General features: G+C 71.4%; 21 protein-coding genes. 16 read left to right on the top strand and 5 right to left on the bottom strand.

Going from position 1 to position 20,818, the window contains the following annotated elements; genetic code table 11:
- Window positions 1-306 precede the first annotated feature (306 nt).
- Window positions 307-651, top strand: coding sequence for a hypothetical protein (locus AB8Z75_RS06555; protein WP_369200426.1), 345 nt, complete (start codon window positions 307-309; stop codon window positions 649-651).
- Here the strand turns inward: AB8Z75_RS06555 and AB8Z75_RS06550 are convergent.
- Window positions 620-1,093: a CAP domain-containing protein gene (locus tag AB8Z75_RS06550; protein ID WP_369200425.1), complete on the bottom strand. Its 474-nt coding sequence runs from the start codon at window positions 1,091-1,093 to the stop codon at window positions 620-622. The two genes, AB8Z75_RS06555 and AB8Z75_RS06550, sit on opposite strands and share 32 nt — an antisense overlap.
- Before the next feature lie 218 nt (window positions 1,094-1,311).
- Between AB8Z75_RS06550 and AB8Z75_RS06545 the strand changes: the two genes are divergently transcribed.
- The 6 genes from AB8Z75_RS06545 to AB8Z75_RS06520 are packed head-to-tail and all read left to right on the top strand — an operon-like array spanning window position 1,312 to window position 5,939.
- Window positions 1,312-1,614 (top strand): urease subunit gamma, encoded by a 303-nt coding sequence (locus tag AB8Z75_RS06545; RefSeq protein ID WP_369200424.1) that lies wholly within the window; start codon window positions 1,312-1,314, stop codon window positions 1,612-1,614.
- Window positions 1,611-1,982, top strand: a complete 372-nt coding sequence (ureB, locus tag AB8Z75_RS06540) for an urease subunit beta (protein WP_369200423.1) — start codon at window positions 1,611-1,613, stop codon at window positions 1,980-1,982. Before AB8Z75_RS06545 ends, ureB begins: the two co-directional genes overlap by 4 nt.
- 45 nt (window positions 1,983-2,027) lie before the next feature.
- Entirely contained in the window at window positions 2,028-3,734 is a 1,707-nt protein-coding gene (locus AB8Z75_RS06535) for an urease subunit alpha (protein ID WP_369200422.1), read from the top strand.
- Between the two features lie 12 nt (window positions 3,735-3,746).
- On the top strand, window positions 3,747-4,433 hold the full coding sequence (locus AB8Z75_RS06530) for an urease accessory protein UreF (protein WP_369200421.1): 687 nt from the start codon (window positions 3,747-3,749) through the stop codon (window positions 4,431-4,433).
- Window positions 4,426-5,163 carry an urease accessory protein UreG gene (ureG, locus tag AB8Z75_RS06525; RefSeq protein WP_369200420.1) on the top strand — a complete coding sequence of 246 codons (738 nt, stop codon included), beginning with the start codon at window positions 4,426-4,428 and terminating at the stop codon, window positions 5,161-5,163. The genes AB8Z75_RS06530 and ureG overlap by 8 nt, the downstream gene beginning before the upstream one ends.
- Window positions 5,160-5,939 (top strand): urease accessory protein UreD, encoded by a 780-nt coding sequence (locus tag AB8Z75_RS06520; RefSeq protein WP_369200419.1) that lies wholly within the window; start codon window positions 5,160-5,162, stop codon window positions 5,937-5,939. The genes ureG and AB8Z75_RS06520 overlap by 4 nt, the downstream gene beginning before the upstream one ends.
- A 78-nt stretch (window positions 5,940-6,017) precedes the next feature.
- On the opposite strand, the gene AB8Z75_RS06515 is transcribed toward AB8Z75_RS06520, so the two are convergent.
- Window positions 6,018-7,298 carry a low temperature requirement protein A gene (locus AB8Z75_RS06515; protein ID WP_369200418.1) on the bottom strand — a complete coding sequence of 427 codons (1,281 nt, stop codon included), beginning with the start codon at window positions 7,296-7,298 and terminating at the stop codon, window positions 6,018-6,020.
- 217 nt (window positions 7,299-7,515) lie between these two features.
- Here AB8Z75_RS06515 and AB8Z75_RS06510 point away from each other — a divergent pair, with 217 nt between their 5' ends.
- Together AB8Z75_RS06510 and AB8Z75_RS06505 are read left to right on the top strand one after the other, a co-directional pair.
- Window positions 7,516-8,931, top strand: coding sequence for an amidase (locus AB8Z75_RS06510; protein WP_369200417.1), 1,416 nt, complete (start codon window positions 7,516-7,518; stop codon window positions 8,929-8,931).
- A 192-nt stretch (window positions 8,932-9,123) separates the two neighbouring features.
- Complete coding sequence (locus AB8Z75_RS06505) at window positions 9,124-10,632, top strand: MFS transporter (protein WP_369200416.1); 1,509 nt, start codon at window positions 9,124-9,126, stop codon at window positions 10,630-10,632.
- Between the two features lie 163 nt (window positions 10,633-10,795).
- Here AB8Z75_RS06505 and AB8Z75_RS06500 read toward each other — a convergent pair whose 3' ends face one another.
- Window positions 10,796-11,329: a nuclear transport factor 2 family protein gene (locus AB8Z75_RS06500; protein WP_369200415.1), complete on the bottom strand. Its 534-nt coding sequence runs from the start codon at window positions 11,327-11,329 to the stop codon at window positions 10,796-10,798.
- 15 nt (window positions 11,330-11,344) lie between these two features.
- Complete coding sequence (locus AB8Z75_RS06495; protein ID WP_369200414.1) at window positions 11,345-12,199, bottom strand: LLM class F420-dependent oxidoreductase; 855 nt, start codon at window positions 12,197-12,199, stop codon at window positions 11,345-11,347.
- Between the two features lie 215 nt (window positions 12,200-12,414).
- Here AB8Z75_RS06495 and AB8Z75_RS06490 point away from each other — a divergent pair, with 215 nt between their 5' ends.
- Complete coding sequence (locus tag AB8Z75_RS06490; RefSeq protein ID WP_369200413.1) at window positions 12,415-13,311, top strand: IclR family transcriptional regulator; 897 nt, start codon at window positions 12,415-12,417, stop codon at window positions 13,309-13,311.
- A 7-nt stretch (window positions 13,312-13,318) separates the two neighbouring features.
- On the opposite strand, the gene AB8Z75_RS06485 is transcribed toward AB8Z75_RS06490, so the two are convergent.
- Window positions 13,319-13,900, bottom strand: a complete 582-nt coding sequence (locus AB8Z75_RS06485; RefSeq protein WP_369200412.1) for a flavin reductase family protein — start codon at window positions 13,898-13,900, stop codon at window positions 13,319-13,321.
- A 246-nt stretch (window positions 13,901-14,146) separates the two neighbouring features.
- Between AB8Z75_RS06485 and AB8Z75_RS06480 the strand changes: the two genes are divergently transcribed.
- The 6 genes from AB8Z75_RS06480 to AB8Z75_RS06455 form a co-directional block, all read left to right on the top strand.
- Window positions 14,147-15,013, top strand: coding sequence for an alpha/beta fold hydrolase (locus AB8Z75_RS06480; RefSeq protein WP_369200411.1), 867 nt, complete (start codon window positions 14,147-14,149; stop codon window positions 15,011-15,013).
- The gene (locus AB8Z75_RS06475; RefSeq protein ID WP_369200410.1) at window positions 15,010-16,752 is read left to right on the top strand and encodes an FAD-binding protein; all 1,743 of its coding nucleotides are present in this window, start codon (window positions 15,010-15,012) and stop codon (window positions 16,750-16,752) included. The genes AB8Z75_RS06480 and AB8Z75_RS06475 overlap by 4 nt, the downstream gene beginning before the upstream one ends.
- 112 nt (window positions 16,753-16,864) lie before the next feature.
- Window positions 16,865-17,899 carry a 2Fe-2S iron-sulfur cluster-binding protein gene (locus AB8Z75_RS06470; protein ID WP_369200409.1) on the top strand — a complete coding sequence of 345 codons (1,035 nt, stop codon included), beginning with the start codon at window positions 16,865-16,867 and terminating at the stop codon, window positions 17,897-17,899.
- A 125-nt stretch (window positions 17,900-18,024) separates the two neighbouring features.
- Window positions 18,025-19,209 carry an acyl-CoA dehydrogenase family protein gene (locus AB8Z75_RS06465; RefSeq protein ID WP_369200408.1) on the top strand — a complete coding sequence of 395 codons (1,185 nt, stop codon included), beginning with the start codon at window positions 18,025-18,027 and terminating at the stop codon, window positions 19,207-19,209.
- 122 nt (window positions 19,210-19,331) lie between these two features.
- Window positions 19,332-20,261: a VOC family protein gene (locus AB8Z75_RS06460; RefSeq protein ID WP_369200407.1), complete on the top strand. Its 930-nt coding sequence runs from the start codon at window positions 19,332-19,334 to the stop codon at window positions 20,259-20,261.
- A 101-nt stretch (window positions 20,262-20,362) separates the two neighbouring features.
- On the top strand, window positions 20,363-20,818 hold a 456-nt coding region (locus tag AB8Z75_RS06455), incomplete at its 3' end, for an FAD-dependent oxidoreductase (protein WP_369200406.1).

The raw sequence follows: 20,818 nt of genomic DNA, 5'->3' as shown, positions 1-20,818 counted from the left end.
TGGAATTCTCTACTCGGCTCCCGAGGGCGACTCCATGGACTAACGCGGCCGTCCCCTTGGACTCCCGGAACTCCCTCACGCCGGCAACCCGGGTGAGCAGGCCCGGGGCGCGGACGTTCTCGAACGCGCCGCGCGGTAACCGGTGGTGCGGGTGGGGCTGATAGGGAGAACGAGGAGCCGGAGGCACCGGGTTCGGCGAAGCCTAAGGCGTCCGGTGATGCCGAGTTCCGAGGAGAGGTATGGAATCGCCCCGGCGGACCGGGTGGATGCTCGTGAACTGCGGATGGATGCTCGGCGGCTTCGCCGGTGTCACGGCCGCATGCGAACTCCTTCCCCCGCTGGGCCGTGCCGCTTTGCTGGGTCGTCTACTTCGCGGTGCTGGCGGTATTGATGAGTTGCCTCGCACAACACATGGGCCTCATTGTCGTGATACCGCTCGTCATGTATCTCGCGGTCGTCTACTTTCTGTGCGTCGTCGAACTGCGCGCCGATATGGTGATGCGCTCACGCGGACAACTCGTTCATGCGGTGGTGACTGAGGACCGGGTGACCTCCCCACGCGGTTACCTGATCCGCCACTACACGCTTTCCCGGCCCGACGGCTCGCCGGTGAAAGGGGTCATGCCCTCCGGGGCGGTCGAACCGGACTGACCTCGGGCGACGCGGCGACGCGGTGTGACGGGGGCGGGGCCAGGTCGGTTTCGCCTCCGGGTGACCGTTCCGCCGGGGCCAGTACCTCGTCCGGCCCCCGGTCGCCCGCTGCCCAGTAGTCGATGGTGAGGGCTGTGACGAGCCGACCGGAGTCGTCGGTCACGATGCCCGCGCCCGCCTTGGTCGAGCTGCCGTAGGTGAGCGCCGTCTTGTGGCCTGGGCTGTTGAACCAGGCTTCGAGCATGGCCTCGGGCCGCGTGCCCGAACCGCCCATGAACAGCACTTCGTGGCCGCAGTGTGCGAGAGCGCCCTTCGCGAGACTGGCGGAGGAGCACGGTTCGGCCTGGGAGGCCAGTGCGCCGCTCTCCTCGCCCTGGGGGAGGAGAGCGGCTGGGCGGCGCTCGTTGAGCAGGGCTATGAGCTCGCGCTCGTCCGCCGACATGCCCGCGGGTGCGCTGTCCCGGCCGGTGGGACATGCCCGCAAGTAAAGCCACGGCAAAGTTTTTTGACGGATTTGCCCGTATTTAACAGGGTCAATCGTTAAAAACAGACATTATGCCGCGCTCCGCGGTTTGCCGTCGCGCTCCGCGAGGACTTATAAGAGGGGCAATGCTTTCGCGGTCTCGGAATTATTTCCGGACCCTGCCGTGGAGTAAACCCATGCTTCTTGTCCCCTCCGACACGGAGAAACTGTTGTTGTGCGTGGCCGGGATGGTCGCACGCGACCGCAGGTCCCGTGGAATCAGGCTCAACTATCCGGAAGCCGTTTCCCTGCTCTCTTGCTGGGTGCTCGAACGAGCCCGTGAGGGAGCCCGGGTCGTCGATCTCATGAGTCAGGGGAGGGATGTCCTGACCCGCGAAGACGTCATGGAAGGCGTCCCGGAGATGCTCCACGATGTGCAGGTGGAGGCAACGTTCCCGGATGGGCGCAAGCTCGTCACGCTCACCGAACCGATCCCGTGATCCCCGGCGAGGTGCGCCCGGGCACCGAGATACTGAGCATCAACGCATACGGCGAGAAAATGCTTCTCGCGGTCGTCAACGAAGGTGATCGGCCGATCCAGGTGGGATCGCATCTGCATTTTCCGGACGCGAATCCGGCGCTTTCTTTCGACCGGGCTGCCGCGCACGGTTTTCGGCTGGACATTCCTTCCGGCACGTCAGTGCGTTTCGAGCCGGGATTCGCCGTCGAGGTTCCGCTGGTGCGCCTCGGCGGCCACGCGAGAGTGCCCGGAATCCTCGTACGCGACGGTACGGGCGGCGACGCGCTCGCACCGGGGAGACGCCGGGACGGCACGCAGCCGAAGCGCTCGGCGCGCAAGACAGCCTGAAGCCGCTGCAAGACAGCCTGAAGTCGCTGAGAGGAAGGGAAAGAGATGGCCGAGGTGTCCCGGGCCGCCTACGTCGCGCTGTACGGGCCGACGCGAGGGGACCGCATCCGACTCGGTGACACGGACCTGTGGATCGAAGTCGAGGAGGACCGGTGCTTCGGCGGTGACGAGGCGGTCTTCGGCGGAGGCAAGTCGATCCGCGAGTCCATGGCGCAGTCCACCGCGTCACGGGCGGCCGGCGCCGTGGACCTGGTGATCACCAACGTGGTGGTTCTCGACCACTGGGGGGTGATCAAGACGGACGTCGGCGTCCGGGACGGCCGCATCGTCGCCCTGGGGCGCGCGGGGAACCCGGACATCAGCGACGGGGTCCACCCCGACCTGGTCATCGGTCCTGGCACGGACGTCGTGTCGGGCGAGGGCCGCATCCTGACGGCCGGCGCCGTGGACACACACGTACACGTGCTGGCGCCTGAATCCCTCGAAGAGGCCCTCGCCACCGGCACCACCACCGTCATCGGTGGCGGCACAGGACCGACGGAGGCCTCCAAGGCGACCACCGTCACCGCTGGGCAGTGGCATCTGAGCATGATGCACCGGGCGCTGGACCACCTCCCCCTGAACGTCATGCTGTTCGGCAAGGGCAGCACCGTCGGCACCGAGGCGCTGCGGGAGCAGGCGCTGGCCGGAGCGGGCGGCTACAAGGTCCACGAGGACTGGGGCGCGACACCGGCCGCCATCGACGCAGCCCTGCGCGCCGCGGACGACTTCGGTCTCCAGGTCGCGCTGCACGCGGACAGCCTCAACGAGACCGGCTATGTCGAGGGCACACTGGGCGCGATCGCCGGGCGCGGCATCCACGTCTTCCACGCCGAGGGCGCGGGCGGTGGGCACGCCCCCGACATCATCACGGTCGCCGCGCACAGCAACATCCTTCCCGCGTCGACGAATCCGACCCTCCCGCACACCGTCAACACGGTCGACGAACACCTCGACATGCTGCTGGTCTGCCACCATCTCAACCCCGCGGTACCGGAGGACCTGGCCTTCGCCGAATCCCGCATCCGCGCCACCACCATCGCCGCGGAGGACGTGCTGCACGACATCGGCGCGCTGTCCATCACCTCCTCCGACGCCCAGGCCATGGGCCGGATCGGTGAAGTGATCTGCCGGACCTGGCAGGTGGCCCACGTGATGAAGGAGCGCTTCGGCGTGCGCGACGAGGACGGGCTGCCCGCGGACAACGCACGGGCCCGCCGCTATGTCGCCAAGTACACCATCTGCCCCGCCGTCGCCCATGGCATCGACCATGTCGTCGGCTCCGTCGAGCCGGGAAAACTCGCCGATCTGGTGCTGTGGGACCCGGCGTTCTTCGGTATCCGTCCGGCCGCCGTCCTCAAGGGCGGCATGGTCGTCCACGCGCCGGTCGGCGACCCCAACGCCGCCATCCCCACCACACAGCCGGTGCTCCTGCGGCCCTCGGCGGCTGCGGCGGCCGGAGCGCATCTGTCGGTCAGCTTCGTCTCACCCGCCGCGCTCGACGACGGCCTCGCCGACCGGCTCGGCCTGACCCGGCAGTTGCTGCCCGTACGGCCCACGCGGCAGTTGACCAAGGCCGCCCTGCCCAACAACACGGCACTCCCGGCCATCGAGGTCGACCCGGAGACGTTCAGTATCCGCGTCGACGGAGAACCTGTGGTGCCGGAGCCCGCTGAACGCCTGCCGCTCGCCCAGCGCTACAGCCTCTTCTGACGGGGTGAGCTGATGACCGGCGAACTCGCGACCCTGCTGCTGTGCGACGGCAGGCTCCCGGTCGGCGCCTACACCTACAGCGCCGGCCTGGAGCCCGCGGTGGCGGCGGGCCTGACCCGCGACCAGGTCCCCGGACTGCTGCGGGCGCGGCTGCGTACCGTCTCCGTCACGGAAGCCGCAGCGGCCGTGCTGGCGCTGCGGGCGGGGCGGCGCGACCCGGTCGACCACGCCCCCGTACAGGCCGCGCTGGCCGCCCGCACCCCCACCGCTCCGCTGCGCGAGGCGTCAGCGGCGCTGGGCCGCGGCGTCCACCGGCTCGCGCGCCGGCTCGCCGCCGACCACCCCGCGGTCCTCGCACTGGAGCGTGCGGCGCCGCCGGGTACCACGCCCGCGCGACCCATGCGCCCGGTCGTGACCGGAGCGCTCGCGGCTGCCCTCGGCGTGGGAGAGGCGGCACTGGCGCGCACCGTGCTCTACGACGACCTCCAGACCGTCACCTCCGCGGCGCTGAAACTCCTGCCGGGCGACCCGCTGGACGCGGTCGCCTGGATCCTCGCCTGCGAACAGCACGTGGAGGCCGCGGTGGCCGAGTCGAGGGCGGTCACCTCGGCCGACAGCCTGCCCGCACGATCCGCACCACTGACCGAACAGTGGGCGCTCGAACACCCACACAACGACAGGAGACTCTTCCTTGCCTGACAGCTCTCTTCCCTCATCCGCTGCCCCCAGCAGCTCCTCATCCGCGCACGAGCCGGCACGCCGCGCGCTCCGTGTCGGAGTCGCCGGGCCCGTCGGCACCGGCAAGAGCTCGATCCTCGCCACGCTGTGCAGGGAACTGGCCGGCGGCATGGCCATGGCGGTCGTCACCAACGACATCTACACCGACGAGGACGCCCGCTTCCTGCGGTCCGCCGGTGTCCTGCCCACCGACCGGATCCACGCGGTCGAGACCGGGGCCTGCCCGCACACCGCCATCCGCGACGACATCAGCGCCAACCTCGACGCCGTCGAGGACCTGGAGGCGGCGCACGGGCCGCTCGACGTGGTGCTGGTGGAAAGCGGTGGGGACAACCTCACCGCCACCTTCAGCCCCGCGCTCGTCGACGCCCAGATCTTCTGCCTCGACGTCGCGGGCGGAGGCGATGTCGCACGCAAGGGCGGGCCCGGCATCCGCGGTGCCGATCTGCTGGTCGTCAACAAGACGGACCTGGCACCGTACGTCGGTGTCGACGTCACCCGCATGGTGGCCGACGCAAGAAGCGCCCGGGAGGGGCGGCCCGTGCTGGCGCTCTCGAAGGAGGATTCCGGCTCGGTCGCCGAACTCGCGGCGTGGCTGCGCGACACGCTCGCCCGCCACCGGGCCGGCACCCTCGTCCCCCGGGATCCGGGCCCCATGGCGCCGCACTCCCACGCGCATCCCCACCCGTGAGCGGGCAGTACGAGGCTCCGCCCGCAAGCGGCCAGGACGACGCCCGCCGCGTCGGGGAGACTTCCCGGCCCACCGTCGTGGCCGTCGAGCGCGACGGCGCCCGCAACCGGATCACCACGCTGCGCCCCGGCGCGTTCCTGGCGCCGATGCCGTTGCACGCGCGGGGCGGCACGGCCCGCATCGCCCTCGTCGGCACCACAGCCGGGCTGCTGGCCGGTGACGCCCTCGCGCTCGACGTCTCGGTCGGCCCGGGCGCCGAGCTGGAACTGACGGAGACGGCCGGGCTGGTGGCCTACGACCACAGGGGAGGCGTCTCCTCATGGCGTGCCCGGGTGACCGTCGCGGCCGGCGGGCGGCTCCAGTGGGAGGGCAAGCCGTTCGTGGCCGCGGGCGGTGCCCGGGTCGACCGCGGGCTCGAGGTGTCCCTCGGACAAGGGGCCACGATGCTCTGGCGGGACACCCTCGTGCTGGGACGCTGCGCGGAACGCGGAGGCAGCGTGCGTTCCGCGACCCGCGTCCTGCACGAGGGCCGGGAGCTGTTCGTCGAGGAACTGGACCTGACGGACCACGAGGAGCGTGAGCTGCCGGGGATCCTCGGCAGCTCACGGGTGGTGGACGCGGTCGCCGCTTTCGGCCGCACCCCCGCCCGGCCGCACCCTCCTCTGGCGACGCCGCTGGCAGGACCCGGCGCCCTGGCCCGCACCGTGACACCCGGCGCTGCCCGCGACAGCGCCGGACTCGACGAGGTGTGGCGGTCGTGGGCCACCGCGAGGTGACACGTACCCGCCGGCCGCTCACCGGTCCACCTGTCTCCGCCCACCGAGCACGTCGGTGCGTCCACGCGCCCCGAGGACTCACCGCGTGCGGAGGCCCTCCAGCAGCCGTCGCTGATGGCGCTCGCCGTTCGTCTCGTAGCCGACCACGGTGACGAACGGGGCGAGCATCACCACGAGCAGGCACACCGCGAGCGCGACGCCCGCCGCGGACAGGAACACCGCGACGGCCAGCACCACGAACGTGAGGGAGATCAGCAGCAGGTGGTAGCGGTCCACCGCCGACAGCAGCAACGTCTGCAGCAGATACACCATCAGCAGGTAGAGGCCGACCGGCACCGCGAGGGAGAGAACGACCGCGACCTCACCGATGCGCGCGTCGTGCTCCAGTTGCAGTCCGGCCACGTGCAGCCCGGCCCCGGCTCCCGCGATGCCCACGAAGAGCGGGATGTGCCCGTAGCCGAAGAGGTAACCGCGCCCGCGGCGGTGGACCAGGATGTCACCGAAGGGAAGGGCGAAGTAGACCCACCACATGCCGAACGTCAGGCCGACACCGGCGATGACGACAGCGACCGCGTTCCCGGTCCAGTGCGTTCCGTCCCCGCCGCCGAGCAGACCGCCGGAGGAGGCGACGGTGCCGACCACTCCCTCCCCGAGCGTGATGATCGCGAAGAGGCTGTACCGCTCCGCCACGTGGTGCGGATGCCAGGGGGTGCCGCCCGCCTCACCCTGGGTGAGGACCGGCAGCACCAGTTCCCCCACCGCCAGCACCGCGAACGCGACGAACGCCGCGGTGAGCGGCATGGGCACGAATCCGACGACGATCCAGCCTGCCTGGACGAGCACGGTCCAGCGGATGTTCGCCATGCCCACGTCGTGGAAGGCGGGTGACTGCCGGGCCGCCCGCCACCACTGCGCCACCATCGCGACCCGCATCACGACGTATCCGATGACGATCACCCGCAGCTCCAGATGCCCGCCCTCCTCCAGGGAGTGGAACATCGCGGGCAAGCCGAGGGAGAAGACGACGACGCCGGTCATCTGCAACATCGTCAGCGCCCGGTAGAGCCAGTCGTCGGTGCCGAACGCGGAGGCGAACCAGCTGAAGCTGATCCACGCGACGCTGATCGCGAACATCGCGAGCACGAACGCGGTGACCGCCTGTCCCGGGTGACCCTCCGCGAGCATCTCGGCGAAGTGCGAGGCGGCGGTACCGACCGCGATCACGAAGCTGAGGTCGAACAGCAACTCCAGGGGCGTGGAGACCCGGCCGCTCTCGTGCGGGTCACGGCCGGTCATCGGCCGCAGGCGATGGGCCGGCCCGCTCCCTTCCTCCGCGCCGGGGACTTGTGCATCACTCATACGCAGCATGGTGACGCAGGTGGAGGTGTTCCCGTGCCAGGCGGGTGGACGCGGCGGCAGACGCGCGTCCCCTTCGCACGCGGGTCCCCTTCGCACGCGCGTCCCCTCCGCACGGGCGTCCCGTTCGCACGCGCGTCCCGGTCAGCGGGAGCCGTGCCCGCGTGCGCGAGCGTCCTCGTAGAGTGCCGCGTTCACCCGTGAGCGTGAGGAGAAGCGCGTGGACGACCAGATCGACCAGTGGGACGCCACCGCGACCGCGGAGGGAGTCAGGCGTGGTGTCACCGACGCCCGTGCCGTCGCCGAGAGCGCCATCGCCCGGATCGAGAAGCTCGACCACCGGCTCAACGCCGTCATCCACACCCGCTTCGCCGAGGCGCTGGCGGAGATCGACGCAGGACTGCCCGACGGCCCGCTGCGCGGAGTGCCGGTCCTCGTCAAGGACCTCGGAACACAGGTGGCCGGTCTCCCGGCAGCGGGCGGAAGCAGGCTGTTCACCGGGGGCGTCGCGGACCGGGACAGCGAACTCGTGGCCCGCTACCGCCGTGCGGGGATGGTCGTCCTCGGCACCACCAACACGCCCGAACTCGGCCTCAACGCCAGCACGGAGCCCACTCTCCACGGGCCGACCCGCAACCCGTGGAGCGCCGCGCACTCACCCGGCGGCTCCAGCGGCGGGTCGGCCGCCGCGGTGGCGGCCGGGATGGTGCCCGTCGCCCATGCCAGCGACGGTGGCGGATCGATCCGTATTCCGGCGGCGGCCTGCGGCCTGTTCGGTCTCAAGCCCAGCCGCGGCAGGGTGTCGCCCGCGCCGCAGCCGTCCACCCTGTCGGGGCTGGTCTCGGGCCACCACGCCGTCACCACGACGGTGCGCGACAGCGCGCTGCTCCTCGACATCGCCGCGGGTCCGCTGCCGGGGGACGCGTACGCCGCCCCCACTCCGTCCGAGGCGTTCACGGCCTCGGCACGCCGGGACCCGGGCCGGCTGCGGGTCGGGCTGATCACCGGCTTCCCCGACGGCCCCTCCGTAGACCCGTGTGCGGCCGAAGCCGCCGTCGCCGCGGCCCGCTTGTGCGAGCGTCTCGGCCACGAGGTCACCGAGCTCACCGCCCCGTTCCGCCCCGCGGACGTGGGCCGTGCGTCGGCCGTGGTGATGGGAAGCGACCTGGTGGCCAGGGTGGACGCCCGACTGGACCAGCTCGGCCGGCAGCTCGCCGACGACGACCTCGAACCCTTCACGCACCTGCTCTACGACACCTACCGCCGCCTCGGGGCCGCCGACGTGAGCCGGGCGCTGCGGCGGATGCAGGAGATCGGCTGGGAGGTGGGCGCCGCTTTCCGAACGGTCGACGTGCTGTTGAGCCCGACGCTCGCGCAGCCCACCCCCAGGCTGGGCCTCCTCGACACACGCCGGCCCGAGTCCGTCTACGAACACGCCTCCGTCTACGCGGCCTTCACCAGCGTGCACAACGTCACCGGCATGCCGGCGATGTCGGTCCCGCTCGGCCGGGACGGTGAAGGGCTGCCGCTGGGCGTGCAGTTCGCCGCCGACCTGGGCGGCGAGGGGCTGCTGCTCGCCCTGGCGGCGCAGCTGGAAGCGGCAGCGCCTTGGCCCCGCCGCGCGGTGCCCCGCTGATCGTCCCGGTGGCTGGGACAGGGGCGAGGGGATCTTTCGTGGTGTGTCTCACTTGGGGCCCTCCCCGCGTCCGTCCCCGGACGTCTCGCTGAGAGCCCCACGCACGCGCGCGGCGGCCTTTCGGTCACGACGGCCGGCGCTCACGCACTGACGCGGGACATCGCGCTCCTCCCTCCCACGACAAGGATCACGATGGCACTCACTCCGCACCCGGCCGACTCCACGGTATCCAGGCGTCGCCTGTTCGCCGTGCTCGCGGTGATCATCCTTTTCTCGGAAATCGGTTCCTTCGAGATCATCATGGTCTACCCGGCTCTCCCGAAGATGGCCGCCTCCTTCGCGACACTGCACATCGCCTGGGCCGCCTCGATCCTCACCCTCGCGGGTGCCACGGTCATGCCGCTCGTCGGCAAGGCGGGGGACAAGTGGGGCAAGAAGCGGGTCATCCTCGTGCTCGGAGCCGTCTTCGTCGTCGGCAGCCTCGTCTGCGCGTTCGCGAGTTCGTTCCCCGCACTGCTGGTGGGACGAGCCCTCCAGGGCTGCCTCGTCGGCGTCGTCACCATGTCCTACAGCCTCGTGCGGGACATCATGCCCCGCGACTTCGTGCCCATCGCGCTGGGAACCGTGGTGACCGGCGTCGGCATGTCGGCCCTCGCCGGACCCTTCCTGGCCGGCTGGCTCCTCGACAGCTTCGGTTCCGCCGGGGTCTTCTGGTTCCTGGCCCTGTACGTGGCCGTGCTGCTGCCGGTCTACGGCGCCGTGGTCCCCGAGAGCCCCATCCGCCTCGACCGCCCGATCGACTACCTGGGTACGGCGCTCCTCGGTCCCGGCATCGGTGTGCTGCTGCTCGGAGTCACCCAGGGCAGCGACTGGGGCTGGACGGCCGGGTGGACACTGACGTTCCTGATACTCGGGAGCGCCATGCTGCTCGCGTTCGTGTGCTGGCAACGCGTGTGCCGCAACCCGCTGATCGACCTGGACGTGCTGCTCGGCCGCAGATTCGGCCCCACGGTGCTGGCGGTCGCCTGCGTCTCCTACATGATGAACGCGCACGCGCTGATCAGCCCCACCATGCTGATGGCACCGGAGAACACCCCGGGCATCGGCTACGGGGCCGGTCTTTCGGCGACCGAGCTGGCCGTGTGGACCTGTCCGCTGGGCATCGCGGGAATGTTCGTGGGGCCGCTCGGGGGCCACCTGGCCAAGAAGGCCGGCGCCCGCAACGTCCTGCTCGCCTCCGCGGGCCTGTTCCTGCTGGTGATGTTCCTGGGCTCGCGACTGTTCACGGTGCAGTGGCAGGTGGGGCTCATGAGCCTGACAGCGGGGTGTGCGGTGGGCTTCCTGCACTCCTCGAACGCCAACCTGGTCCAGGACGCGCTCCCGGCCTCGCAGAGCGGCGTGGGCAACTCCGTCGGCGGCATGAGCACCCTGTTGACGGCGGGCGTCGCCACGGCCCTCACCGGAGCGGTCATGTCGAAGAACGTGCTGGAGGTCGATCCGCGGACACACGCGGTGCGTTACGCCGACAGCGCTCTCACCGACGGGTATCTGTACGCCGCCGTCGTGGGCCTGGCCGGTGCGGCCGTCGCGCTGGTCATGAAGCACGGCCGTGCGCCCGCACAGGGAGGCATGACCGGACCGGAAGACGGCGTGCGTGTTGTCGGGGCGCCGCCGCAGGCCCCTGCCAAGACGCTGAGCTGACGCGCCCGTCGGCCGACGGACGTCGGCCGTCGACTTCCCGACGACGACCGACAGCCGATAGGCGGCGGGCGGCGGGCGACAACCGACAACCGATAGCCGACAGCCGATGGCCGCCAGCCGGCGGTCAGCCGGCGAGGGCCGGCCGCCGGCTGACCGCCCACGCTCAGGCTTCCGCCGCCGGCTCGGGGCCGGCCCCGACACCCGAGGCGAGGAGCGCGGGCGACTCGGCACGTCCGTCGAGCACTCTGTTGGTCCGTACGGTCACCCGCCAGCCGTCCGGGCCCCGGCGCAGCCGCCAGTGGTTGGCGGTGGCCCGCCGCACGGTGAACTCCGAGGAGTCCGGGTCCCTGGTGATCATGGTGGAGTAGCAGACGGCCACGGCCGTGTCGCCCCGCACCCGCACCCGCGGCGCGCCGACGATGTGGGCGCAGCCGTTGCTGATCCAGGTCTGGTGGCGGGCGGAGCCGACCATGGCCGCGATCTCCTCCCGGCCGGTCATCAGCAACTCGTCGACGTCGTAGACCCCGTCCTCCTCCCACAAGCCGGCCACATCCCGGGCGCGTCCGCTGTCGACGAGGGGCCCGTAGGCCAGGACCAGGGCGCTGATGGCTGCCTCGTCCTCGAGGCGGACAAGGCGTGCTTCCAGCGCGGCGAGGCGTTGTTCCGCCTCGGCCAGGCGCTGCTCGGTGTCGCTCATGCGGCTCCTGTGGGGTCAGAGGGACGCGGCCAGGGGGGCGAGGGCCGCCAGTTGCTCGCAGTAGTGGTCGGCAGAGTCCGCCCGCACGGAGGCCGACAGCAGGGTGGCTCCGGCCTCGCGCACGCGGGTCAGGGCGCGGGTCGTCGCCTCCGGGTCGCCGATCGGGTCGACGGGGCGGCCGGGGCTGAGGACGATCTCGAACCCGTCGGGGAGTTCGGTCCGCTCGACCATGTCCCGGAGCTCGTCGGCGGCGAGGCCGAACGGCACCCAGCCGTCGCCGTGGGCCGCGGCCCTGCGCAGCGACTTGTGGGTGCGCCCGCCGAACCACATCGGCACGCGCTCCTGCATGGCGTGCGGTGCGACGAGGAGATCCTCGAACGCGTAGAACTCGCCGCGGTAGGCGGGCAGGCGCTCGGAGAGGGCGGACCGCAGCGCACGGGAGGCGTCGTCCGCCCGTGCCCCGCGATCCTCGAACGGGGCGTCGAGCAGCTCGAACTCCTGCCGGAGGCTGCCCACTCCGAGGCCGAGGGTGACCCGACCGCCGCTGAGCACGTCGAGGGTGCCGTAGCGCTTCGCGATCTGGAGCGGATGATGGTAGCCGAGCACCAGGACCTGGGTGACCAGCCGGATGCGGGTGGTCCACGCGGCCAGGTAGCCGAGTGTGGCGAGCGGATCCCAGTAGGTGCCGCCGCGCTGATGCGCGACGTCGACCGGGACGGCCACGTGCTCGCTGCAGGTGAGGTGGTGGAAGCCGAACTGGTCGGCTGCTCGGGCGATGCGGGCCAGTTCGGCTGCGCCGGCGTCCGCTTCCCAGGCGGAGCTGACCCCTGGCTGCTGTACGACCACGGGTGAGGTGATCCCGATGCGCATGCTCCTCCTTCTGTGACCTGTGACCGGCCCGTGTGCTCCGGGCGATTCGTAACGTCCGCCCGGGTGCGGCGGCTCGGGCTGTCCCGTTCAGCGGGAGCCGTGCGTGGCCGGCGGGGTCGCGGGGGAGCGAACCGGCGCATGCCTCTTCCTCACGTTCGGCGGCGCTGTTAGATTCCGAAAAGCAGAATTCATTTCAGTTCGGCTGGAGGGGCCCCATGACGGTTGTCGACACAGGTCCTGCGGTGGATGCGCCCGTTCACAAGAAGCTGCCGCCGTCGATGGTCGAGCGCATGACGTTGATCATGGACGCGTTCGAGGGGCGCACGACCCGGCTCTCCCTGGAGGACGTGGCACGCCGCACGCACCTTCCCCGCTCCACGGCGCACCGGATCCTGGACCAACTGGTGCGGCTGAGGTGGCTGGAGCACACCCCCCACGGCTACGGCCTCGGGCGCAGGGCCCTCGGTCTGGGCGGCGACGGCACCCACAACGAGATCCGCGAGGCCGCCGCGGGGCGGTTGCACCACATGCAGATCCAGACGGGCATGGTGGTCCACCTGGCGGTGCTGGATGGCGCGCAGATCCGCTACCTCGACAAGATCGGCGGACGCTTCGCCACCTCCGTACCCTCCTCAGTCGGCGGCCGGGCGCCCGCGCACTCGACCGCGCTGGGGAAGGCCATGCTCGCCTGGCTGGCACCCGAGACGGTCGAGGCGCAGATGAACGAGGGCACGGGCATGGGGCGGATGACCCACCGCACCATCGCCGACACCGAGACGCTCCACCAAGAGCTCAACCGCATCAGGCAGCGGCGGGGGCTGGCCTTCGAGCGCGGCGAGTGCGTCCCCGGCATCGCCTGCGTCGCGGTGGCGGTCCGCGGCCCCGAGGGGCCGGTGGCCGCGCTCTCCCTCGTCGGCCACGCACAGACCCCGCTGGAGAAGGTCGCCCCGCTGGTGGCCGACGCGGCCCGGCACGTCTCGCTGCACCTGTTCCCCGGCCTGGAGACCCCCGGCAGGGCCCACCACGCGACCGCTGTCCAGGAGCGGGCGACCTGGTCCCCGCAGACCATCGACAGGCTGCTGGCCACGGGACGGAACGGCGACTGGCTGTAGGGGCCGGTCAACCCCAGCGATCGCCCCAGCCCCACGGAAACCGTGCCGCCGCCCCCTGGGCGCCGGCCGGCTCCGTCCCGAGGCCGAACCGGCCGCGGAAGAAGAGCATCGGGTCGCGGTCGGCCTCCCCTTCCACCTCGAGCACCTTGCCGATCACCACGTCGTGGTCGCCGGCCGCATGCACCGCGAACACCTCGGCGTGTGCCCTCATCAGCACGCCGCGCAGCGCCGGCGTCCGCCAGCGCGAGAGGTCCCAGGCCAGCCCGTCGAACTTCCTGCCCTTTCCGGAACCGAACCGGCCGCACAGCTCCGACTGGTCCTCGGCCAGGACGTTGACGCAGAACCGCCCCGCCTCCCTGAGCCGCGGCCACGTGCGCCCTCGGTGATCCGCGCAGAAGAGGATCAGGGGCGGATCCAGCGAGACGGAGGCGAAGGACTGGCACGCGAACCCCACGGGCTCGCCGGCCGCGTCCACTCCGGTGACGACGGTGACACCGGTGGCGAACGCGCTCATGGCGCGCCGCATCTCCGCGGGCGTGGGCTCGGTGCCCGCACCCGTCGCGCAGGCGGTCACGGAGTCTGCTGTCATCAGGTCACCTCGACGGTTCGGCACAAGCGTGCTGCGTCAGCGTGCGGGGCCGACGCTAGGACCGTTCCGCGTGGCGGTGCGGAGCCTTCCCGATGAGTGGAACCCCTGCGCAGCAGCGCACCGTCCGCGCCGAACCGGCCCCCGCCGCGCGCCCGCGTCCCGCTGATCGGGATGAGCACCGCACCGGAACGGGGCCGCTGTCTACGTTCCGGAACCGTACCCATCGGGACGTCGAAGGCAGGGACGATGGCGGAACTGAGCTACGAGAGCACCTCGCGCGAGCTGGCGACCGACCAGGGTGTGCTGCGCTACCACGAGGCAGGCGACGGGCCGCCGCTGCTGATGCTGCACGGGTCGGGCCCCGGAGTCACCGGCTGGCGCAACTACCGCGGCAATCTCGCGACGTTCTCCCGGCACTTCCGCTGCCTCGTGCTGGAACTGCCGGGCTTCGGCGTCAGCGATCCGGTCGAGGGCCACCCGATGGCCACGGCGCCGGCCGCGGTGGGGAGGTTCCTCGACGGGCTCGGGCTGCGGCGGGTCGACGTGATCGGCAACTCCATGGGCGGAATCGTCGGCACCCAGTTCGCCCTCGCCGACCCCGACCGGGTCCGCCGACTCGTGACGATCGGCGGCATCGGCCGGAACGTCTACAGCCCGGGTCCCGGCGAGGGCATCAGGCTGCTGACCGAGTTCACCGACAATCCCACGCGCGAGGGCCTCATCAGGTGGCTGAACTCGATGGTGTACGACCCCGCGCTGGTGACCGAGGAGCTGATCGAGGAGCGGTGGCGACTGGCCACCGACCCGCAGGCGCTCGACAACGCGCGCAAGATGTACGGCAGCGCCGCCTTCGCCGCTCGCGCCGCCGCCGCGGCGGCATCCGACGACGCGCCCTACTGGGCCATGCTGCACAAGCTGAAGGCCAGGACCCTGATCACCTGGGGCCGCGACGACCGCGTCAGCCCTCTCGACATGTCGATCCTTCCGATGCGGACCATCCCCCACGTGGAACTGCACACCTTCCCCGACTGCGGCCACTGGGTGATGATCGAGCAGAAGGCGGCCTGGGAGAGCGCCGTGCTGGCCTTCCTCACCCGTGAGGAGACTGCGTGAGCGCCTCCGCCGCCGCCCGCTGGGATCACGAGTACGACTTCGTCGTCGTCGGCAGCGGCGCCGGAGGCATGACGGCGGCGCTGACCGCCGAGGACAGCGGCCTGTCCACCGTCGTGGTCGAGAAGGGCGCCATGTACGGTGGCTCGACCGGGATCTCGGGCGGCGGCATCTGGATCCCCAACAACCCGACACTCCGGGCCCGGGGCCACAACGACTCCCGCGCCTCGGTCCGCCGCTACCTCGACCTGCTCACCGAGGGCCGGGTACCGGCCGCCCGGCTCGACGCGTACGTCGACCACGGGCCCGAGGCCATGCGGCTGCTGGGGGCGAGCCGCTGGATGCGCTTCTTCTGGGTCAAGGGCTACGCCGACTACCACCCCGAACTGGAGGGCGGTCGCCCGCTGGGCCGGTCCGTCGAGGCGGTCCCCTTCGACACCCGCAAGCTGGGGGAGGAGGAGCAGTACCAGCGGCCCAACAGCCTCAAGGGTCCGCTCGGCCTGTGGGTGACGGGCAAGGACTACCACGACCTGGCGATGGTCAAGCGCACCTGGCGGGGACGCTGGGCCTCCGTGGTCGCCGCCTGGCGCGTCTCCTCCAACCTCGTCCGCCGCCGGCACATGGCCACCGGCGGGCGCGCCCTCGTGGCGCGGATGCGTATGGCCCTCAAGGACGCCGGCATCCCCGTGTGGCTGAACACCGCCATGACGGAGCTGGTCACCGACGACGACGGACGGGTGACAGGCATCGTCGCCGAACGTGCGGGAGGCACCCTGCGGATCGGCGCGCGGCACGGAGTGCTGCTGGCCACCGGAGGCTTCGACCACAACCAGCAGCTGCGCGAGCGGTATCTGCCCGAGGGCGGCAGGGAGAACCACAGCGCCGGGGCGCAGGAGAACGTCGGCGACGGCATTCTCGCCGGCCTCGGTCTCGGCGCGGCCGTGGACTTCATGGACGACGCCTGGTGGATGCCCTCGGTGCGCCACCCCTCCGGCGCGACCATCCCGCTGGTCTCCGAGCGGTGCATCCCGCCGTCCCTGATCGTCTCGTCCTCGGGCAGGCGCTTCACCAACGAGTCCGCGCCCTACACGAACTTCGTCCACGACCAGCTCGCGGGCGAGCACGTGCCCGCCTGGTTCGTGATGGACGCCAAGGCCCGGGCCCGCTACCCCTTCGCGCAGGTCCTGCCGGGCATGCCGCTCCCCAAGGCGTTCTACGAGACGGGCCTGGCACACCGGGCGGACTCCCTGGCCGAGCTGGCCGAGAGCATCGGTGTCCCCGCCGAGGAACTGACCGGGACCGTCCGGCGGTTCAACGGTTTCGCCCGCGCCGGAAAGGACACCGATTTCCACCGCGGCGACAGCGCCTACGACCGCTACTACGGCGACCCGACCCTCAAGAACCCCAACCTGGACGAGATCGACAGACCGCCGTTCCACGCCGTGCGCATCGAGGTGGGTGACCTGGGCACCAAGGGGGGCCTGGTCTGCGACGAGCACAGCAGGGTGCTGCGTGAGGACGGATCGGGCATCGACGGCCTGTACGCGACCGGCAACACCTCCGCGTCCGTGATGGCCAACGAGTACGCGGGTCCTGGCGCCACCATCGGCCCTTCCCTGGTCTTCGGATACATCGCCGCACGCGACGCCGCCGCACGCGACGCCGGCACACGCAGTGCCGCCACACGCCGCGCCGCGGCGGACAGCGGCCACAGCGACCTGCCGGTACGCGGTCCTCGCTGAGCGTCCCGACGAGGCGGCGTCTCCCGTGCGGCGGTCCCTTACGAGGCGGTGTCCCTTACGAGGCGGTGTCCCTTACGAGGCGGTGTCCGTTACAAGGAAAGGCAGAGGAACCATGGGGCGACCCACCCCCTTGACGGTACGTGTCGTCGAGGTCATCCGTGAGACCTCCGACGCGCACTCGCTGGTGCTGGAGCCGATCGGTGTGCCGGCGGAGAAGTTCGGCTACCGGCCGGGCCAGTTCCTGACCGTCCGGGTGCCCTCCGAGCGGGACGGCTCGACGGCCCGCTGCTACTCGCTGTGCAGCTCCCCGCTGCGCGACGAGAAGCCGAAGATCACCGTCAAGCGCACGGCGGACGGATACGGCTCCAACTGGATCTGCGACAACGTCGTCGAGGGCCACACCCTCGAAGTGCTCCGCCCTGCCGGGACGTTCACCCCCGACTCGCTCGACAGCGACTTCCTGCTCCTGGCCGCGGGCAGCGGCATCACCCCGGTGATGTCGATCCTCACCTCCACGCTGCACGGGGGATCGGGATCCGTGACGCTCGTCTACGCCAACCGGGACGAGAATTCCGTGATCTTCCGCGACGAACTCGTCACGCTCGCCGGCGAGTACGGCGACCGGCTCACCGTCATCCACTGGCTGGAGTCCGTGCAGGGGCTGCCGACCCCCGCCGGGCTGCGCGCGCTCACCAAGCCGTACGCCGGGCGCCAGGTGTTCCTGTGCGGCCCGGGGCCCTTCATGGAGTCGGCGGCGACGACGCTGCGCGGCCTCGGTGTGCCGGCGGACCGGATGCACGTGGAGCGCTTCTCCTCGCTGACGGGTGACCCGTTCGCCGAGCCGGAGGCGGACGTCGACGCCTCCGGGCCGCGAAGCACGGTCGAGGTCGAGCTCGACGGCGAGACGAGCACCGTCGTCTGTCCCCGGGAGACGCCGCTGCTCGACGTACTCCTCGCCGCCGGTCTGGACGCCCCCTTCTCCTGCCGAGAGGGGAGTTGCAGCGCGTGCGCGTGCGTGCTCCTCGACGGCGAGGTGGAGATGGAGCGCAACGAGGTCCTCGACGACCGCGACCTCGCCGACGGCCTCGTCCTGGCCTGCCAGGCCCGCCCGCGCACCGAACGACTGAAGATCACCTACGACGGGTGAAGACGATCTCCGCACAGCCGCCCACGGATTCAAGCCTCCGCACGAATGCCTCCGGACGAATGCTCCGCACGAAGCCTCCGCACGAAGCCGCCGCACGAAGCCTCCGCACGGAAGAGGGAGCCCGCATGCCGAACCCCGTACTTGACGCGATCACCGAACGCGCGGAGGAGATCCGCTCGCTGGGCCCCTCCAACGAGGCGCTCGGCAGGCTGGACGACCAGGCCGCGAAGGTCCTGCGGGACACCGGCGTGATCCGGATGCTCCAGCCGGCAGCGCACGGCGGCCTGGAGGCACATCCCCGTGAGTTCGCCGAGACGGTCATGAAGATCGCCGCCTGCGACGGGTCGACCGGCTGGGTGGCGGGTGTGGTCGGCGTCCACCCGTGGGAGATGGCGATGGCCGACCCCCGTGTGCGGGACGAGGTGTGGGGCCAGGACCCCGACACCTGGATCGCGTCGCCCTACGCGCCGATGGGGCTGTTGCGCCCCGTCGACGGCGGCTACGTCTTCAACGGCCACTGGCAGTTCTCCTCGGGCACCGACCACTGCGACTGGATCTTCCTGGGCGCCTTCCTGGCCGACAGCGACGGCAGCCGGATCAACCCGCCGCGCTCGATGCACGTGATACTGCCGCGCGCGGACTACGAGATCGTCGACGACTCGTGGGACGTGGTCGGCCTGCGGGGGACGGGCAGCAAGGACGTCGTCGTCAAGGACGCCTTCGTCCCCGACCACCGCGTCATCGACTACGACAAGGTCGTCGACGGGCGGCTCGCGAGGGAGGCGGGGCTGACCAACCCGACCTACCACCTGCCGTTCTCCGCGGCGTTCCCGCTCGGTATCACCGCGTCCGTCATCGGCATCTGCGAAGGCGCGCTCGCCCACCACCTCGCCTACCAGCGCGACCGGGTCCAGATCACGGGTACGGCCGTCAGAGACGATCCGTACGTGCTCTACGCCGTCAGCGAGGCGGCTGCGGAGATCGCCGCGTCACGCTCGGCGCTGCTGGACAACATCTGCGAGCTCCACGACGCGGTGGCGGCGGGCGAGGAGGTCTCCTTCGACCGGCGGGCGGTGGGCCGCCGCACCCAGGCCAGGGCGGCATGGCGGGCCGTCCGCGCGGTCGACGAGATCGTCGCCCGCTCCGGCGGCAACGCCATGCGGATGGACAACCCGATCCAGCGGTTCTGGCGCGACGCGCACACCGGCCTCGCCCACGCCATCCACGTCACCGGAGCCGTCTTCCACGTCGCGGCGCTGACGCAGATCGGCGTCGAGCCACCGCAGGGGCCGATGCGCTCCATGATCTAGCGGGCACGGGCACGGGCACGGGCACGGGCACGGGCACGGGCACGGGCGCTGTCGCGGGCGGCTGCGCGGAGACGGCACACCGAACGGAAAGTGCGGACGAACAGCACGAGAGGAAGGCACACATGACCTACATCCGAGGACTGGGCTACCTCAGGGTGCAGACCCGGGACATCGACCGCTGGCGTCAGCTCACCGTCGAGGCCCTCGGTTTCGCCGAGGGCTCAGGTCCCGACCCGGAAGGGCTGTACCTGAGGATGGACGAGCGCCGGGCGCGGCTCGCGGTACTGCCCGGCGACACCGACCGGGTGCAGGCCGTCGGCTGGGAGGTGCGCGACCAGTTCGCCCTGGCCGCGGTCGGCCGCGCCGTCGAGGCGTCGGGCACGGCGGTCAAGCAGCTCTCACAGCAGGAGGCCGACGACCGCGGGGTGGAGGCAGCGCTCACCTTCGAAGACCCCGCGGGCGTACCCGTCGAGGTCTTCTTCGGCCCCGTCCTGGACCACAGCCCCGTCCTCACCGGGCTCGGGCAGACCTTCGTCACCGGCGGCCAGGGCATGGGACACGTCGTCCTGCCGACGACCCGCATGGACGAGACCGTCTCCTTCTACACCGAAGTCCTCGGTTTCCTGCCGCGCGGCGGGATCAGGCTGAGCGGGCAGGAGCCGGACGCCCCGCCGCGCCGCGTGCGCTTCATGGGCGTCAACCAGCGCCACCACAGCCTGGCCCTGTGCCCCGCGCCGCACGGCGAGGACCCCGGTCTGGTGCACCTGATGGTGGAGGTCGACAGCCTGGACGCGGTGGGCCGCGCGCTGGACAACGTGGCTCGGCTCGACTTCTCGCTCTCCTCCACCCTGGGCCGGCACACCAACGACAAGATGGTCTCCTTCTACGTCCGCGCCCCCGGGGGATGGGACATCGAGTACGGCACCGAGGGCATGCTCGTCGACGAGGCGCACTACACCGCGGAGGAGATCACCGCGGACAGCTACTGGGGCCACGACTGGTCCGGGTCGCAGCCGCTGGCGGCCTTCGCCCCGCCCGAGGCCGACCGGTGAGCGCCGTCCGGCCGGTGGGCGAGCGCCACCGGCCGGCGGACTCCCCGGCACGGCACGGTGATGCGCAGCGGGGCGGTGCGCCGCGGGGTGGTGCGCGGCCGGTGACGCCGGTTCCGGCCGACTCCGTGACCCGGTACGACCACGTGGCCGACGTCCTCGTCGTCGGCTTCGGCTGCGCCGGCGCGGCGGCGGCCTACGAGGCGGCCCGCGCCGGCGCCGAGGTCTTGGTCCTGGAGCGCGCCGGCGGCCCCGGCGGCTCCTCGGCACTCTCCGGCGGCGAGCTCTACCTGGGCGGCGGCACGCCCGTGCAGCACGCGTGCGGCTTCCAGGACACCGCGGACGACATGTTCGCCTACCTCAAGGCCGCCCTCGGCCCGCACGCGGACGAGGAGAAGCTGCGCGTCTACTGCGACGAGAGCACCGAACACTTCCGGTGGTTCACCGGCCTGGGCGTCACGTTCGAGCACAGTCTGTGGGACTCACCGACCTGGATGCCGCCGTCCACGGACGGGCTGATGTGGCTGGGCGAGAACGCCTGGCCCTACAACACCCTCGCC

The organism is Streptomyces sp. PU-14G, assembly GCF_041028275.1.
Lineage (GTDB): Bacteria > Actinomycetota > Actinomycetes > Streptomycetales > Streptomycetaceae > Streptomyces.
The sequence above is the reverse complement of the archived record's forward strand: the minus strand, read 5'-3'. Positions and strand labels throughout refer to the sequence as shown.

What these genes read in the sequence shown, in the direction of transcription:
- AB8Z75_RS06515 (WP_369200418.1), bottom strand. Translation starts at nt 7,298, where the DNA reads ATGAGTGATGCACAAGTCCCCGGCGCGGAGGAAGGGAGCGGGCCGGCC.
- AB8Z75_RS06460 (WP_369200407.1), top strand. Translation starts at nt 19,332, where the DNA reads ATGACCTACATCCGAGGACTGGGCTACCTCAGGGTGCAGACCCGGGAC.
- AB8Z75_RS06535 (WP_369200422.1), top strand. Translation starts at nt 2,028, where the DNA reads ATGGCCGAGGTGTCCCGGGCCGCCTACGTCGCGCTGTACGGGCCGACG.
- AB8Z75_RS06530 (WP_369200421.1), top strand. Translation starts at nt 3,747, where the DNA reads ATGACCGGCGAACTCGCGACCCTGCTGCTGTGCGACGGCAGGCTCCCG.
- AB8Z75_RS06545 (WP_369200424.1), top strand. Translation starts at nt 1,312, where the DNA reads ATGCTTCTTGTCCCCTCCGACACGGAGAAACTGTTGTTGTGCGTGGCC.
- AB8Z75_RS06480 (WP_369200411.1), top strand. Translation starts at nt 14,147, where the DNA reads ATGGCGGAACTGAGCTACGAGAGCACCTCGCGCGAGCTGGCGACCGAC.
- AB8Z75_RS06550 (WP_369200425.1), bottom strand. Translation starts at nt 1,093, where the DNA reads ATGTCGGCGGACGAGCGCGAGCTCATAGCCCTGCTCAACGAGCGCCGC.
- AB8Z75_RS06485 (WP_369200412.1), bottom strand. Translation starts at nt 13,900, where the DNA reads ATGACAGCAGACTCCGTGACCGCCTGCGCGACGGGTGCGGGCACCGAG.
- AB8Z75_RS06490 (WP_369200413.1), top strand. Translation starts at nt 12,415, where the DNA reads ATGACGGTTGTCGACACAGGTCCTGCGGTGGATGCGCCCGTTCACAAG.
- AB8Z75_RS06465 (WP_369200408.1), top strand. Translation starts at nt 18,025, where the DNA reads ATGCCGAACCCCGTACTTGACGCGATCACCGAACGCGCGGAGGAGATC.
- AB8Z75_RS06495 (WP_369200414.1), bottom strand. Translation starts at nt 12,199, where the DNA reads ATGCGCATCGGGATCACCTCACCCGTGGTCGTACAGCAGCCAGGGGTC.
- AB8Z75_RS06505 (WP_369200416.1), top strand. Translation starts at nt 9,124, where the DNA reads ATGGCACTCACTCCGCACCCGGCCGACTCCACGGTATCCAGGCGTCGC.
- AB8Z75_RS06470 (WP_369200409.1), top strand. Translation starts at nt 16,865, where the DNA reads ATGGGGCGACCCACCCCCTTGACGGTACGTGTCGTCGAGGTCATCCGT.
- AB8Z75_RS06500 (WP_369200415.1), bottom strand. Translation starts at nt 11,329, where the DNA reads ATGAGCGACACCGAGCAGCGCCTGGCCGAGGCGGAACAACGCCTCGCC.